Below are 14,961 nucleotides of genomic sequence, written 5' to 3'. Positions count from 1 at the left end.
AAGTTAATCCCGATTAAAATAGGGCTATTGAATTTAATGATTTTGCCCATATATACGTTTTATGAAAGTTTATAACCTCGCTTGCCCCATGGACCATCGTTTTGAAGGATGGTTTGCCTCAGAGCAGGACTGTCTTGATCAACAAGATAGTGGAATGCTTGCTTGCCCTGTATGTGAGAGCACTGAAATCACGCGCATGCCCTCAGCGCCACATATTGCAAAATCTAGCGGCACCAATGAACTGACTGTTTCTAAGGCGGATATGGGTAGCATCAGCGGTGATGTTGTTGCCCTTACGGGTAATGACCATTCTCAACTGGAGGCTCAGGTTCAAGCTGCTTTTCTCAAGGGTATGCGTGATTTGATGGGTAAATCTGAAGATGTTGGCACTGCATTTGCTGAAGAAGCTAGAAAAATTCATTACAAAGAATCCCCGGAGAGAAGTATCCGCGGTCAAACTACTTTGGATGAGGCGGAAGCTCTCAGGGATGAGGGTATTGAAGTGATGGCTATGCCTCTGATGCCGGCTTTAAAAAATACCCTTCAATAAGTCTCCTTACATCAATGCCTCTTCAAGAGGGCAAAAAAATAGCGATCCGAAGATCGCTATTTTTGTATCAAGCCAACATCACTTAGAGGTTGGCATCACAAACTCTGCGCCCTTAGCAATGCTCTCAGGCCAACGCTGCATTACGCTCTTCTGCTTGGTATAGAAGCGAACACCTTCTTTGCCATATGCATGCATATCGCCAAAGAGAGATTTCTTCCAGCCGCCAAAGCCGTGCCAAGCCATTGGCACAGGAATAGGTACGTTAATACCAACCATACCTACTTGAACACGACGAGCAAATTCGCGGGCAATGTTTCCGTCACTTGTAAAGCAAGCAACACCGTTGCCGTATTCACAAGAGTTCACGAGATTCAAAGCCTCAGTAAAGTTGGCAACGCGTAAGCAAGACAGAACTGGTCCAAAGATTTCTTCGAGATAGATCTTCATATCTGGAGTAACGCCATCGAATAGGGTGCCGCCCAAGAAGAATCCATTTTCACAGCCAGGTACTTTTAGTCCGCGGCCATCAACCAAGAGTTTTGCTCCTGATGCAACGCCGTTATCAATGTATCCGGTAATGCGCTCTAAAGCAGCCTTTGTAACGATTGGGCCCATTTCAGCGTCTAATTCCATGCCGTTTTTAACTTTGAGTGTTTTGGTGCGCTCAATCAGTTTAGGCATAATTTTTTCAGCAACGTCGCCTACTAGTACTGCAACTGAAATTGCCATGCAGCGCTCGCCGGCAGAACCATAAGCGGCACCCACCAAAGCATCAATGGCTTTATCTATGTCGGCATCAGGCATGATGACCATGTGATTCTTGGCGCCGCCCAATGCTTGCGAGCGTTTGCCAAAATGGGCGCAACGTTCGTAGATGTAGTTTGCAATAGGGGTTGATCCAACAAAGCTAATTGCTTTTACATCTGGATTTTCAATCAAGGCATCAACAGCTTCTTTATCGCCTTGCACCACATTAAATACGCCATCCGGAAGACCGGCTTCTTTTAAGAGTTTGGCCATAAACAATGATGCGGATGGGTCGGTAGGGCTTGGCTTGAGGATGAAAGTATTGCCGCAGGCAATTGCCATTGGGAACATCCACATAGGAACCATGACGGGGAAGTTAAATGGCGTGATGCCTGCAACTACGCCTAAAGGCTGACGCATTACCCAGTTATCAATATCAGTTGAAACTTGTTCGGTATATTCACCTTTGAGTAACTCTGGAATGCCAGTTGCAAATTCAACGATTTCAATTCCACGCGTAACCTCACCTTGGGCGTCGGTAAAAACTTTGCCATGTTCAGCAGTAATGATTGCGGCAAGCTCATCACGGTTAGCGTTGAGTAATTCGAGATACTTGAACATGATGCGAGCGCGGCGCAGGGGGCTAGTTTGACTCCAGGTCAAAAAAGCCTTCTGAGCAACTGCTACAGCAGAGTCGACATCTTTGCGACTTGCAAGGGCAACGCGACGGGCAACAGCGCCTTTGGCTGGGTTATAGACGTCCGCAAAGCGTCCATCCTTGGGGTTCAGTACAGTGCCGCCAACGTAGTGGCCAATATCTTCTTTAGATTCAAAGGCTTGAGGTGCGTTCATAGTCTCTTATATTGAGTAGTGTGTATCGATATTTATCAAAAAAAGCCGCTTAACCTGGTGGTCTGCACGACTTCGCTGTCTCGTTTATTCTGCTTTTTAAGTATTCTATCGCTTAACGGTAATTTTCGTATTTTTGACCCCTTTTTTGGACTTTTAAGGCATTTCATGAGCCTCCTCTTTTCAAGCTATACCCTCAATTCTCCGCGTGGCCCCTTGGAGCTGGCAAACCGTATTGTGATTGCCCCAATGTGCCAATATTCGGCAAATAATGGCGAGGCGACTGACTGGCATTTAATGCATTGGGGTAATTTATTGAATGGTGGGGCCGCTTTATTCATTATTGAGGCTACAGGCGTTACCCCTGAGGCTCGTATTACACCCGCCTGTTTAGGCTTATGGGATGACCGCACTGAGGCCGCCTTAAAGGATAAGTTAACCCGCGCTCGTAAATTGGCGCCTACAACACCTGTGTTTATCCAATTGGCACATGCAGGGCGTAAGGCTTCAAGTGCTACCCCTTGGGATGGTGGACAGTTGTTGCCGGCTGAACAAGGCGGTTGGGAAACTTTAGCGCCTTCAGCCATTCCTCAGCTTGACGGTGAACGCTTGCCACACGAGCTCACTAAAGATCAACTACAGGAAATCATCGATGCATTTGTTATGGCAGCTATTCGTACTGAACGAATTGGTATTGATGGTATAGAGCTTCATGGTGCTCATGGCTACTTATTGCATCAATTTCTATCACCAATAGCCAATCAAAGAACTGATGAATATGGCGGCCCCTTCGAAAACCGCATTCGCTTTCCGCTTGAGCTCTTTGCAGCGGTACGCAAAGCCTATCAAGGCGTCTTAGGCATTCGAATTTCAGCAAGCGATTGGATTGAGGGTGGTTGGACCCCAGAGGAAACTGCGCAATTTGCAAAACAGTTAAAACCACTCGGATGCGATTTTGTGCACATTTCTTCAGGCGGTATTTCGCCTAAGCAAAAAATAGCTATTGGGCCAAACTATCAGGTTCCCTTTGCAAAGATTGTGAAAGACCAATCAGGTTTGCCAACTATGACGGTTGGATTAATTACGGACCCACATCAGGCAGAAGAAATTTTGCAGCAGGGCGATGCGGATCTCATTGCATTGGCAAGAGCATTTCTTTATAAGCCACGTTGGGCCTGGGAAGCTGCCGCAGCTTTAGATGGTACTGTCGTTGGTAATGAGCGTTATTGGCGCTGTCTACCCAGAGAAGCGCAAGCTGTATTTGGAAGCGTTAAAGTTGGGCAAAGATAAATTACAAATAACTAAAAAATATACAGGAGCCTGGAATGAAAAAACTTCACCTTTCGCATAAGCTGGTAGTTGGCTTTGTCTTTGCTGCGTGCACTCAAATCCTAAGCGCACAAACCTATCCAGATAAGCCCATTACTTTGGTAGTTCCTAATCCACCAGGTGGTTTGGTTGATACCTCAGCGCGACTATTAAGCGAGCCATTATCTAGAGTTATCGGTCAGACGGTAGTGGTTGATAACAAGCCGGGTGCAAGTGGCAATATTGCGTATCAGTATGTTGCTAATGCTAAGCCTGATGGCTATACGTTATTAATTTCCTATTCTGGTTATCACGTAGGAAACCCAGCCTTAATGGATAAACTTCCTTGGGATCCGATTAAAGATTTTTCACCAATTGCGTTATTAACTGTCTCTACTAATGTCATCGCTGTTCATCCATCTGTGCCAGTGAATAATTTAAAAGAATTCATAGCTTATGCAAAGGCAAACCCAGGGAAATTAAATTACGCCTCACAGGGTAACGGTTCTGTATCGCATATTGGTACCGAGATGTTTAAGCAAACTACTGGTGTTGATATGGTGCACGTTCCTTATAAAGGCTCTGGCCCCGCGATTCAAGACGTGCTTGCTGGACAGGTCCAGGTATTTATCAGTACGCCACCTTCATTGATGCAGCACGTTCAAAGCGGCAAGCTCAAAGGTCTTGCAGTGACAGGTAAAAACCGTCATCCTGGGATGCCTAATGTGCCCACAACAGCAGAAGCCGGCTTACCTTCATTTCAACTAGAGTCTTGGGTGGCATTATTCGCGCCTGCGGGTACGCCGGCTCCAATCGTGAATAAATTAACCGCTTCTGTAAAGAAAAGTTTGTCCTTGCCAGAAATTAAAGAGCGCGCTGATGCCGCTGGCGTAGAGTTGCGCTACCTGACTCCAGCCGCTACCGATGCTCTTGTGAAGAAAGAATTGCCTTATTGGAACAAGGCAATTAAATCCGCAAATATTACTTTGGACTAATCTCTTTTTCGAGACAAAGTGTTACGCCTGATCTCGCAAAACGGGGTCAGGCAATGCCCTTGCAAACGCTCTTGCGGTGCTGAGCAATAAATGATCTTTTCCAGGGCCAGCTATCAGTTGCACTCCAACAGGCAAACCATTTGGTCCGCTTGTGACATTGATGTTGATGCAAGGCAATCCCAATAAGGTCCATCCTCTACAAAAAATGGGGTCTCCGGTGCCTTCTTTAATTAGAGGTGCCTCACCAAGCGCACTTGGCGCCATTAGGATATCGACTTCGTCATTGAATAATTTCTGAATAGATGCCTTTGCGTCGATGGCAGATGTAAGGTCAGCCGCATATTGTGCATATGAAACTTCGGCGCCATCATCGAGTTGCTTCATTAGTTGCACACTTAATTTTTTAGCATAGTGATTTTTTTCAAATGCTAGGCTGCGAGACATTTCAGAGATCATGATGCGGGTTTGAACTTGATCAATGGTATTGCAAGATTTGGGCAGAACTAAGTCAAAGACGGAACCCTTGCATAATGATTCAGCTGCATGTCGAGCAACCGCTAAGGCAGTGGCGGTCTCTTTTCCTGCTAGTGACCATAATGAAGTTTTGCATATGGCAATGCGCGGTTTATTGTGTAGTTCTTGAACCTTTGCCATAGCATGATCACCACTCATGACCGCTACACCTAGCGCAACATCTTCAACAGTTCTGCCAAAACATCCCATGGTGTCTAAAGAGATCGACAGGCTTTTGACACCTGCGATGCTAATTTTTCCGAGGCTAGGTTTAAAACCAACGACACCACAAAATGAAGCGGGGCGAATAATTGAACCAGCGGTTTGGCTACCTGTAGCCAAAGGAATCATAAAATCTGCCACTGCAGCTGCAGAGCCGCTAGATGATCCGCCGGGCGTATGTGAAGGATTGTGGGGGTTGGTTGTCTGGCTGGGCTTAAAGGATGCAAATTCAGTGGTCTTGGTTTTTCCAAGAATAATTCCGCCCGCTTGCCGCATCAATGCAATGGATACAGCATCCGTAGCAGGGTAGTGATTTGCGTATATGGGCGATCCATATGCCGTTGGGAGGTCATAGGTGTCATAAAGATCTTTGACCCCAATAGGTAGGCCATGCAATAGGCCCTTTACAGTGCCCTTATCTAGCGTTTTAGCGCGGGATAGGGCGTTTTCCTTACCCAGGCTTGCCCAGGCCTTCACCAGACTCTCTTTTTGGCCTATGCGGTCTAAACAGGATAAAAGAAGGTCTGAGGCCTTAATTTCCCTCCTGGCTAAGGCGTGAATGGCTTGGGTAGCGCTCAGGCTCTCTAGGTCTTTCATCAGCTCATTCTACTGATGGTGGCGTATGATCGCAATTTACCGTTTTATGTCTTAGACCTGTATTTAAAGAGATGCAATATGAAGCAACACACAGTACGTGAAGCCTGGCTAGAAGACGCTGTCAGACACCTAGAGCCAGTATTTTCAAAGGCGGGTTATGCGATCCCTCCAGTGAGAGTTTCATGCGGTTTTCCGGCCTCTAGTAGCCCCAGAACAACCTTAGGGCAATGCTGGCCTAGGGAGCGCTCTGGTGGTGGTGTCAATGAGATCTTTATCTCCCCAAAATTAGATGAGCCTGTACAACTGCTCGATACCTTGGTTCACGAGTTATGTCATGCGGTCGATGATTGTTTTAGCGGTCACGGCGAGGATTTCAAAGGCATTGCGCAGACGGTTGGTCTTGAAGGTCCTGCAAGAATGGCTCATGCGACGGAGGAGCTTACGGTAAAGCTCATGATGATTAGCCAGGAGCTGGGACCGTATCCACATCAAGCTATCGTTTTTCCGCCACCTAGACCTAGCAATGCCAGTCGAAGTAAGGCTAAATGCGGCCAATGTGGCTATGAGGTCACTTTACTTAAAAAGTGGGCTAGTTATGGCGCGCCAATTTGTCCCAAGGACAATATTCGCATGCTAGAGGCTGTGCCTGAGACGATTGAAAACACAACAGACTATGACAGCGAATCTGTAGGTAAGGGCGGAAAATCAGCGCCTGACGAGATCCGCAGGGCAATTAGCTAGTTTTAATATTAGTAAAATAGCATTTTCAAAACAATAACCATTCATTCGAGACAATACCTTTATGAACGCCAAAAAAATATTTAAAAATCCAAAGATCGCTGTGATACCGGGAGATGGTATTGGTAAAGAAGTGATGCCTGAAGGTCTGCGCGCACTAGAGGCTGCTAATCGTAAATTTAATATTGGCATGCAGTTCGATCACTTTGATTTTGCGAGCTGCGACTACTATCTAAAGCACGGCAAGATGATGCCGGATGACTGGTTCGACACCTTGATGAAGTATGACGCCATCTTCTTCGGCGCTGTTGGTATGCCAAACATTCTTCCTGACCACGTATCGTTGTGGGGAAGCTTAATTCAATTCCGTCGCGGATTTGATCAGTATGTGAACTTGCGTCCGGTACGTTTGCTTCCAGGCGTTCCTTGCCCATTGGCAAATCGCAAACCAGGCGATATCGATTTCTTTGTAGTTCGTGAGAATACAGAAGGTGAATACTCTAGCGTTGGCGGAAAAATGTTCCCAGACACTGACCGTGAGTTTGTGATTCAGGAATCCATCTTTACGCGTCAAGGCGTAGATAGAATTTTGCAATACGCTTTTGATTTGGCCCAGAGCCGCCCTAAGAAACACCTCACTTCTGCAACCAAATCAAATGGTATTGCTATCACGATGCCATATTGGGATGAGCGCGTAGAGGCGATGTCCAAAAAGTTTTCCGACGTAAGAACGGACAAATACCATATCGATATTTTGGCCGCCCATTTTGTCATGAACCCTGATCGCTTTGATGTGGTTGTTGCAAGCAACTTGTTTGGCGATATTCTTTCTGACTTAGGTCCAGCTTGCACAGGAACGATCGCCGTTGCACCATCTGGAAGTATTAATCCTGAAGGTAAGTTCCCATCGCTGTTTGAGCCAGTTCATGGATCTGCCCCCGATATTTACGGCAAGATGATTGCCAATCCAATCGGCCAGATTTGGAGTGGGGCGATGATGCTCGATCACCTTGGTTATCCCGAAGCGGGCGCCGCTATATTCTCGGCCATTGAAAAAGTATTGGCCTCTGGCCCGGGACACTCCCCATTAACTCCTGACTTAGGTGGAACAGCTAAAACAGATGACTTAGGCAAGGCAATCGCCGCAGCCGTTTGATGTATTAATCATGGCGCAACCTTACGCCCCTTTACTCCAACAAATGTTGTCGGAGTTTCAGAGTCAGCGCCATGATGCAGCTGAACGTATTGCGCAATCCATTCTTCGTATAAATCCGAAGGATTTGATTGCACTTCAAGTCCTTGGTTTGGTGCTAGCAATGCAAGGGCGAGTTTTAGAGGCTATTGATCCACTCTCTAAAGCTGCTTTACAGGATTCAAAAAACCCAGAGCTCCTTTCAAACTTGGCGCGAGCTCAATATGGGGCTGGATTATTTCAGGATGCAATTGGTACATTCGAGAAATTAAATCGAATTGTTCCCAATAATGCCCAAATCCTTATGGATAAGGGTACTGCCCATGCAAAGCTCCGTCAATATGATCAAGCAACACTTTGTTATGACAAAGTCATTGAATTAAGTCCAGATTATTTTTTGGTCTGGTCTAATCGCGGTAATTTATTGTCAGATTTGGGCTTTACAGGAAAGGCCATTGAGAGTTACGAAACTGCCTTAAAACTCAATCCTAATTACCCAGAAACCTGGACAAATTATGGAAATGCATTCTTTGATTTAGGTAGGTATGAAGATGCGCGTTTGGCGCATGAAAAAGCTTTGTCACTGGATCCAAATTATGGCGAGGCATGGTCAAATCACGCCAATGCATTACTTGAATTAAAGCGTAATGATGAGGCCTTAGTGAGTTATCAAAAGGCCTATAGCCTTGTTCCTGGTCATCCATTCTTAATTGGTCAACTTGTTGATGGTTATGGCAATCTTTGCGATTGGGCTAATAGAGATCTTTTAGTGCCTAAGCTATTGGATAGCGCTTCAAAAATGGAGCCAGCGTCTCCGCCTTTCATCATGCTGCAAACCAGTGCAACTCTTGAGTTACAAAAACAAGCCGCCGAAATTTTTACCAAGATCCGAATACCAGCATTTAATAATAGTTTCCCTAAACTCCGCGCTCGTAGTGGCGATCAAAAAATCCGAATTGGCTATTTCTCATCTGACTTTAAAACGCACCCCGTAGGGATGCTGATGGAAAATATTCTTAAGTTACATGATCGCTCGCGCTTTGAGATCTATGGATTCTTTTTAAATAAAAGAGTCGGAGACCCCGTAGAGCATCGATTAACTGAGTTGTTTGATAAATCGATTGATCTTTTTGGATTAAATGATTTTGAGGCTTATGAATTATCGATATCCCAGGATCTAGATATCGCAATTGATCTTAATGGGCATACTGCAGCAGCAAGGACAAAGCTATTCTCAAGAAAAATTGCCCCTATCCAGATGAATTATTTGGGATATGCCGGTACTTCCGGGTCAGATTTTTATCAATACCTCATAGCTGATAAGATTGCAATTCCGCCGGAGCATCAGTCCTATTACAGTGAAAAGATCGCCTACTTGCCGAATTCATTTTTCCCGGCAGACACATTGATATCCAGAGAAGAATTTGGGGATATGCCAACCCGAGCATCCCAAGGATTGCCTGAGTCAGGCTTCATCTTTGCTTGCTTTAATAATGCCTACAAAATTACTCCCGATATTTTCGATATCTGGATGAAGCTCCTAAAAGATGTGCCCGATAGTGTTTTATGGCTTTCGAGACCATCGGAAAAGGCTATTGAGAATTTACAAAAAGAGGTAACTGCAAGAGGGGTTGATCCATCTCGAATCATTTTTGCGATACGTGTTCCAGCAAGAAAGGATCACCTCAGTAGACTGCGATTGGCTGACCTATTTTTGGATACCTCACACTTTAATGCCCATACAACAGCTGCTGATGCTCTATGGGCTGGGGTGCCGGTGCTCAGTATTCTTGGGAATACCTTTGCAAGTAGGGTGGCATCAAGCATGCTTACTGCGCTTGGCATGAATGAGATGATCGTCAACTCAAAAGAAGAGTATTACAACAAGGCATTCGATTTAGCTTCACATCCAGATAAGATTAGCCAGGTGAAGGCAAAACAAGAGAGCAATCGACTCACTACAGCGCTGTTTGATACAAAACAGTATGTAAAAGATCTAGAAGACCTATATTTGTCGGCCGTTACTAAATCGCACTAAGCGCTGATAGCAGATTGCCAAACGGCATCTTTTTTTGCCGACTTGGTAATCTCAGCCAGAATTTTTTCATGCGCCTCTAGATCCTCGGTGCTGGCAGCCAAAACTTTAAGGTTCACTGGCAAAGCTTTGCTATGGCCGGTAGAGTCTGCGCCAACCGTATAGTCAATTAAATCAATCGAGAGATCTTCCTGACCCCTAGTCATTGCTACATAGACTTCTGCTAGTAGCTGAGCATCCAATAGCGCGCCGTGCAATGTACGATGTTTATTGCTAATGGAAAAGCGTTCACACAAAGCATCGAGTGAGTTACGTTTGCCTGGAAACATCTGGCGCGCATCGAGCAAGGTATCGGTGACTTTGCTTGCAAGATTTCTGAATGGAGGGCGCTTGAGTAAGGCAAATTCATTGTCCAAGAAGCCCAAGTCAAAGGCAGCGTTGTGGATAACAATTTCTGCGCCATCCACAAATTCAATTAATTGTTCAACAATATTCCCAAAAACGGGTTTATCCGATAAAAACTCTCTAGATAGACCGTGAACAGCAAACGCGCCAGCGTCAATATCGCGCTCGGGATTGATGTAGTAATGAAATGTTCGGTCTGTTAAACGACGGCCGACCATTTCCACGCAACCAATTTCAATGATGCGGTCACCTGTGGCAGGATTTAAACCTGTTGTTTCGGTATCGAGAATAACTTGACGCATTAGGTTCCTTCCAAGACAGATGGCGGTATTTCCATAGGGCCATTGCCTGCATATTTGTCTAAATACAGATAAATAACAGGGGTAATGATTAAGGTAACAAATTGAGAGAAGATCAGGCCGCCAGCTACGCTAATACCAAGCGGCTGACGTAACTCAGCGCCAGCACCCAAGCCGAAAGCAATAGGAAGGGCGCCCATTAAAGCTGCAAAGGTTGTCATCATGATCGGGCGGAAACGCAAAATACAGGCTTCGCGAATGGCTTTTTCCGGAGTCATCCCTTGGTTTCGTTGCGCATCCAAGGCGAAGTCAATCATCAAGATCGCATTCTTTTTCACAATACCAATCAACAGCAAAATACCAATCGACGCAATGATGGTGAGCTCAAAGCCAAAAATACGTAGCGCAAGAATTGCGCCAATAGCGGCAGATGGCAATCCTGCAAGAATGGTGAGTGGGTGGATATAGCTTTCGTATAAAACGCCCAGCAGAATATAAATTACACCCAGTGCAGAGAGAATCAAAATTAGCTGCCCCGATTGATTGCCCTTAAAGACCGCAGCATCACCGCCATAACTCGTAATAATAGAAGGTGGCAAATCAATGGCTTTGGTAAAGGATTCAATTTGCTTGGTGGCATCACCAAGGAAAACATCTGGCGCCAAGTTAAATGACAGTGTTACAGCCGGAATTTGCCCTTGATGGTTTACGGCTGTTGGACCAACGGTTCTCGTAAAACTTGCCAAACTCGAAAGGGGAATCAACTTATCAGTAGCGCGACCGCGTACAAAAATCTTATTGAGGTCGGTTTCATACTGACGATCTTCGACTGCACCCTCTAGGATGACGTAATAAGTATTGACTGGTGTGTAGATGGTGGAGACTTGCTTTTCACCAAATGTAGAGTAGAGAGCTGTTCTAATATCAGCAATGCTGACGCCAGCACTGGCAGCCTTTTCTCGGTCTATATTAATCTTGACGTTTAGCCCTTTTAGCTGTGAATCACTTGTAACATCCCGAAACATTGGATCAGCACGCATTTTTTGCATGAGCTTGTCCGCCCACTCATTAACACCCTCAAAACCAACGCTTTGGAGGGTGAACTGATAACGACTCTTGCTGCTTTTTCCGCCAAGTTGTAGGTTTTGAACGGGGCGCATGTAAACCTGCAGGCCAGGAATTTCTTTAAATTTGGTTCGCAAGCCTTCCATGATCTTCGCCATCTTTGCACGATCACTTTTAGGTTTAAGGATGATGAAGATACGTCCCGTGTTGTAGCCTGAGCTTGCACCACCACCGATGACGGAAATTGAGCTGGCTACGTTCGGGTCGGTATTAACCAATTCGGCAGCTTGATCTTGAAGTGCCAGCATCGCTCTAAACGAGATATCTTCAGAGGCTTCAGTGGTAGCTAGAATTTGCCCAATATCTTCTTCTGGGAAAAATCCCTTAGGGCTCATTACAAAAAGAACCACCGTGATAACGAATGTAGACAAGGCACCCCAAAGAACCTTTTTGCGATTTCTTAAAGCAAGGTCAAGGTAGTGAATATAGGTTTTAAGCATCCAATCAAAAAAGCGATCAAACTTTTTATTGATAGCATATTCTTTTGCATGCTCTCCAGGTTTTGGTAGGAAGCGGCTGCAGAGCATTGGCACAACCGTTAATGAAACTACTGCCGACACTAGGATAGAGAGTGAAACTACGACCGCAAATTCTCTAAAGAGAAGTCCAATAGGACCTGGCATAAAAAACAGGGGAATAAATACAGCCACCAGCGAGATTGAGATCGAGATGATGGTGAAACCCACCTCTTTACTGCCCTTAAGGGAGGCTTTAAGTGGATCCATGCCTTGTTCGATGTAGCGCATGATGTTCTCAAGCACCACAATCGCATCATCAACCACAAGTCCAACGGCTAACGTAATACCCAGTAGGGAAATGTTATCTAGGCTGTAGCCCATAAAGTAGAGCAAAAAGAATGCTCCAATTAACGAGATTGGTAGGCTGATAGAGGGTATAACCGTTGCGGATACATGCTTCAAGAATAAGAAGATCACGAGAACAACGAGCAGCACCGTTAATCCAAGCGTCAGATTAACGTCATGAATAGCTTCAATAATCGATAGTGATCGATCATTTAAGAGCTGCAAACGAATGGATTCTGGCATTTGCTTTTGAAGCTGCGGCAAAAGCTGCTTCACAGCCTTAACCACTTCAACAGTATTCGCGCCGGGCTGACGAAGAATGGCAACGGCAATAGAGCGTTCGCCATTTGAGCTTGCAAGGGTTTTGACATCCTCATAACTCTCAATTACATCAGCGACATCTTTTAAGTAGATCGGCAAGCCATTCTTTTGGCTAACAATCAAATTTGCAAATTCTTCGGGTCTAACTAACTGAGGATTTGCATAAATGGTGATTGCTTGACGTGGACCATCGAGAACACCGACTGGACTATTGGAGTTAGCCTTATTAATTGCAATCGCAATATCATCAACAGTGAGATTGCGGTTAGCTAAAGCATCGGGATGAACACGTACGCGAACTGCATAACGCTTTGCTCCATAAACCAGAACCTGTGCAACGCCACTAATCGTAGATAAGTTTGGCGATACTAAGTTTTCCGCATACTGGTTAATATCTGAAAGGCTGATGGATGGAGAGCTCATCCGCACTACGAGTACTGGAGTGTCTGAAGGGTTGATCTTCCTATATGACGGTGGAACAGTCATCTCAATCGGTAAGCGTTTTTGTGCACGCAATAAGGCGGCCTGTACATCCACAGCCGCCTTATCAATATCACGATCGTTATTGAACTCTAAGGTGATGCTTGTGCTGCCTAATGAGTTCGTGGAGCTGATAACGGTAATACCGTCAATAGTTGAAAACTCTTTTTCTAAAGGAAGCGCCACGGCAGAGGCCATATTTTCTGGCGAGGCACCCGGTAAAGATGCACTTACAGAAATAACCGGCGTATTAAAACTAGGTAGGGCTGCAACAGGAATTTTTACATAGGCGACAGCACCTGCAACAACGGTTGCTATTGAAAGCAATACCGTCATCACGGGACGCCGAATACATAATTCGGAGAGCGTCATTTTTTATCTGTTGCTGAAGGGGTTGTTGGGGTTGGGGCCGCAGCGGTGGCGGGGGCAGGCGAGGTACTAGGAGCAGCTGACGCTGCAGGAGGGCTTACTTTTGCCTCCCGAACCTTGCTTCCTGGTCGTAAGTTTTGCTTGCCTTCTACAACCACTCTATCGCCCGCATCAATTCCGGTAACTACCGTTGAGCCTTGATATTCATAAACAACTTTGACTGGTTTAGATGCTGCTTTGCCATCTTTGTCGATGACGTAGACCATCTTGCCGCGCGGATTAATAACAACGGCTTGCGATGGAATAGCTAATGCATCTTTTAATGTATTGGCAACAAGAGAGACGCGAGCAAATTGACCGGGTAGCAATGTCTTATCGTCATTTGGAATTTGCGCTTTAACTCGAACTGCAGCAATTGAAGGGTCAACTTGGTTATCTATTACAAGCACCTTTCCTTCATACGTTTTTTTGCCGCTATCACCAACATTGACTTTAACTGTCATTGCCTCTCCATCCAGCTGGTTCTCCAGCATGATGGGGATATCTTTTTCGGGGATGACAAATTGAACGTTAATAGGGTTTAGCTGGGTAATGGTAACCATTGAACCAACGCTAGATGTAGCGGTAGAGCTAGTGGCTGTTGTTACAACGTTGCTTGCCTGAACTAAAGAGCCAGGAAATACATTCACAATGCCGGCGCGACCATCGATCGGTGACTTAATGTAATCAAAGGAGAGCTGAACCTCGGCAGAGCGTGCAGCAGCCTGAGCTGATTTGGCATTCGCTAAAGAGGTTTCAAGACCCGCTTTGGAGATAAAGTTTTTGGCCACCAGTTCCTTGGCGCGCAAGTATTGCTTTTGAGCATCGTCAGCCAATGCTTTTAGTTTTTCGTAATTTGCTTTGTCATTACGGTCATCTAATGTAAAGAGTAGATCGCCAGCCTTTACTTCTTGACCATCCTTGACATTAATTTTGGCAACGGTATTGGTAACCATTGGACGGATATCCACAATGCTATTGGAAACAATCGTTCCCGTAGCTTCAATAATGAGTGGGATGTCTTTCTTCTCAACAACAACGGAGGTTATTGTGACCGGGCCGCCAGATTTTTCAGAGGCAGGGAAAAAATAATCGTACGCCTTTGAGCCTGCATACAGAACAATCAATACCAGCAGAATGCGCCACTTGAACTTGATGGCAAAACTTTTGACTGTTGGGTAATCCAGCTGTTTGAGTTTATTGAGCTTATTGAATTTAGGCGAGTGCTTTTGCCAAAGAGCGCACAAACGGGCTTTCCCAGTGTTTTTCAACTCAACTATCTTTGCAGCCGCTTTATCGAGAGAAGATTCTATTTTTGACACAGTCTCGTTTTCTTAGTTTTTTATGGTTTAAATGCCATTTGTAGCCTATTTA

Annotated in this window: 11 protein-coding genes; 6 read left to right on the top strand and 5 right to left on the bottom strand. The window is 45.3% G+C overall.

The features are described 5' to 3' along the window. Nucleotides 1–88: 88 nt before the first annotated feature. Nucleotides 89–550 (top strand): DUF1178 family protein, encoded by a 462-nt coding sequence (locus tag C2745_RS05275; RefSeq protein WP_251368292.1) that lies wholly within the window; start codon nucleotides 89–91, stop codon nucleotides 548–550. Nucleotides 551–628: 78 nt separating this feature from the next. Here C2745_RS05275 and C2745_RS05270 read toward each other — a convergent pair whose 3' ends face one another. Then, nucleotides 629–2,149, bottom strand: a complete 1,521-nt coding sequence (locus C2745_RS05270; protein ID WP_215383350.1) for a CoA-acylating methylmalonate-semialdehyde dehydrogenase — start codon at nucleotides 2,147–2,149, stop codon at nucleotides 629–631. A gap of 165 nt (nucleotides 2,150–2,314) precedes the next feature. Here C2745_RS05270 and C2745_RS05265 point away from each other — a divergent pair, with 165 nt between their 5' ends. After that, nucleotides 2,315–3,436: an NADH:flavin oxidoreductase/NADH oxidase gene (locus C2745_RS05265; RefSeq protein ID WP_215383349.1), complete on the top strand. Its 1,122-nt coding sequence runs from the start codon at nucleotides 2,315–2,317 to the stop codon at nucleotides 3,434–3,436. Nucleotides 3,437–3,471: 35 nt separating this feature from the next. Next, nucleotides 3,472–4,449, top strand: a complete 978-nt coding sequence (locus tag C2745_RS05260; protein ID WP_215383348.1) for a tripartite tricarboxylate transporter substrate binding protein — start codon at nucleotides 3,472–3,474, stop codon at nucleotides 4,447–4,449. A gap of 21 nt (nucleotides 4,450–4,470) precedes the next feature. Here the strand turns inward: C2745_RS05260 and C2745_RS05255 are convergent, their stop codons facing one another. Continuing rightward, nucleotides 4,471–5,781, bottom strand: coding sequence for an amidase (locus C2745_RS05255; protein ID WP_215383347.1), 1,311 nt, complete (start codon nucleotides 5,779–5,781; stop codon nucleotides 4,471–4,473). Nucleotides 5,782–5,859: 78 nt separating this feature from the next. Between C2745_RS05255 and C2745_RS05250 the strand changes: the two genes are divergently transcribed. The 3 genes from C2745_RS05250 to C2745_RS05240 all read left to right on the top strand — a co-directional run bounded on the left by C2745_RS05250 (nucleotide 5,860) and on the right by C2745_RS05240 (nucleotide 9,749). Next, nucleotides 5,860–6,522 (top strand): SprT family zinc-dependent metalloprotease, encoded by a 663-nt coding sequence (locus C2745_RS05250; RefSeq protein WP_215383346.1) that lies wholly within the window; start codon nucleotides 5,860–5,862, stop codon nucleotides 6,520–6,522. A gap of 61 nt (nucleotides 6,523–6,583) precedes the next feature. Next, nucleotides 6,584–7,675, top strand: a complete 1,092-nt coding sequence (locus C2745_RS05245) for a tartrate dehydrogenase (protein WP_305848886.1) — start codon at nucleotides 6,584–6,586, stop codon at nucleotides 7,673–7,675. A gap of 10 nt (nucleotides 7,676–7,685) precedes the next feature. Next, on the top strand, nucleotides 7,686–9,749 hold the full coding sequence (locus C2745_RS05240) for a glycosyltransferase family 41 protein (RefSeq protein ID WP_215383345.1): 2,064 nt from the start codon (nucleotides 7,686–7,688) through the stop codon (nucleotides 9,747–9,749). Here the strand turns inward: C2745_RS05240 and dnaQ are convergent. From dnaQ to C2745_RS05225, 3 genes are read right to left on the bottom strand one after another with little or no spacing between them, the layout of a single operon-like run. Then, complete coding sequence (gene dnaQ / locus C2745_RS05235; protein WP_215383344.1) at nucleotides 9,746–10,453, bottom strand: DNA polymerase III subunit epsilon; 708 nt, start codon at nucleotides 10,451–10,453, stop codon at nucleotides 9,746–9,748. The genes C2745_RS05240 and dnaQ overlap by 4 nt on opposite strands. Then, on the bottom strand, nucleotides 10,453–13,551 hold the full coding sequence (locus tag C2745_RS05230; protein ID WP_215383343.1) for an efflux RND transporter permease subunit: 3,099 nt from the start codon (nucleotides 13,549–13,551) through the stop codon (nucleotides 10,453–10,455). The genes dnaQ and C2745_RS05230 overlap by 1 nt, the downstream gene beginning before the upstream one ends. Continuing rightward, entirely contained in the window at nucleotides 13,548–14,909 is a 1,362-nt protein-coding gene (locus tag C2745_RS05225) for an efflux RND transporter periplasmic adaptor subunit (protein WP_215383342.1), read from the bottom strand. Before C2745_RS05225 ends, C2745_RS05230 begins: the two co-directional genes overlap by 4 nt. Between the last annotated feature and the right edge of the window lie 52 nt (nucleotides 14,910–14,961).

Origin of the sequence: Polynucleobacter sp. AP-Kolm-20A-A1 (assembly GCF_018688315.1) — a bacterium.
GTDB lineage: Bacteria > Pseudomonadota > Gammaproteobacteria > Burkholderiales > Burkholderiaceae > Polynucleobacter.
The sequence above is the reverse complement of the archived record's forward strand: the minus strand, read 5'-3'. Positions and strand labels throughout refer to the sequence as shown.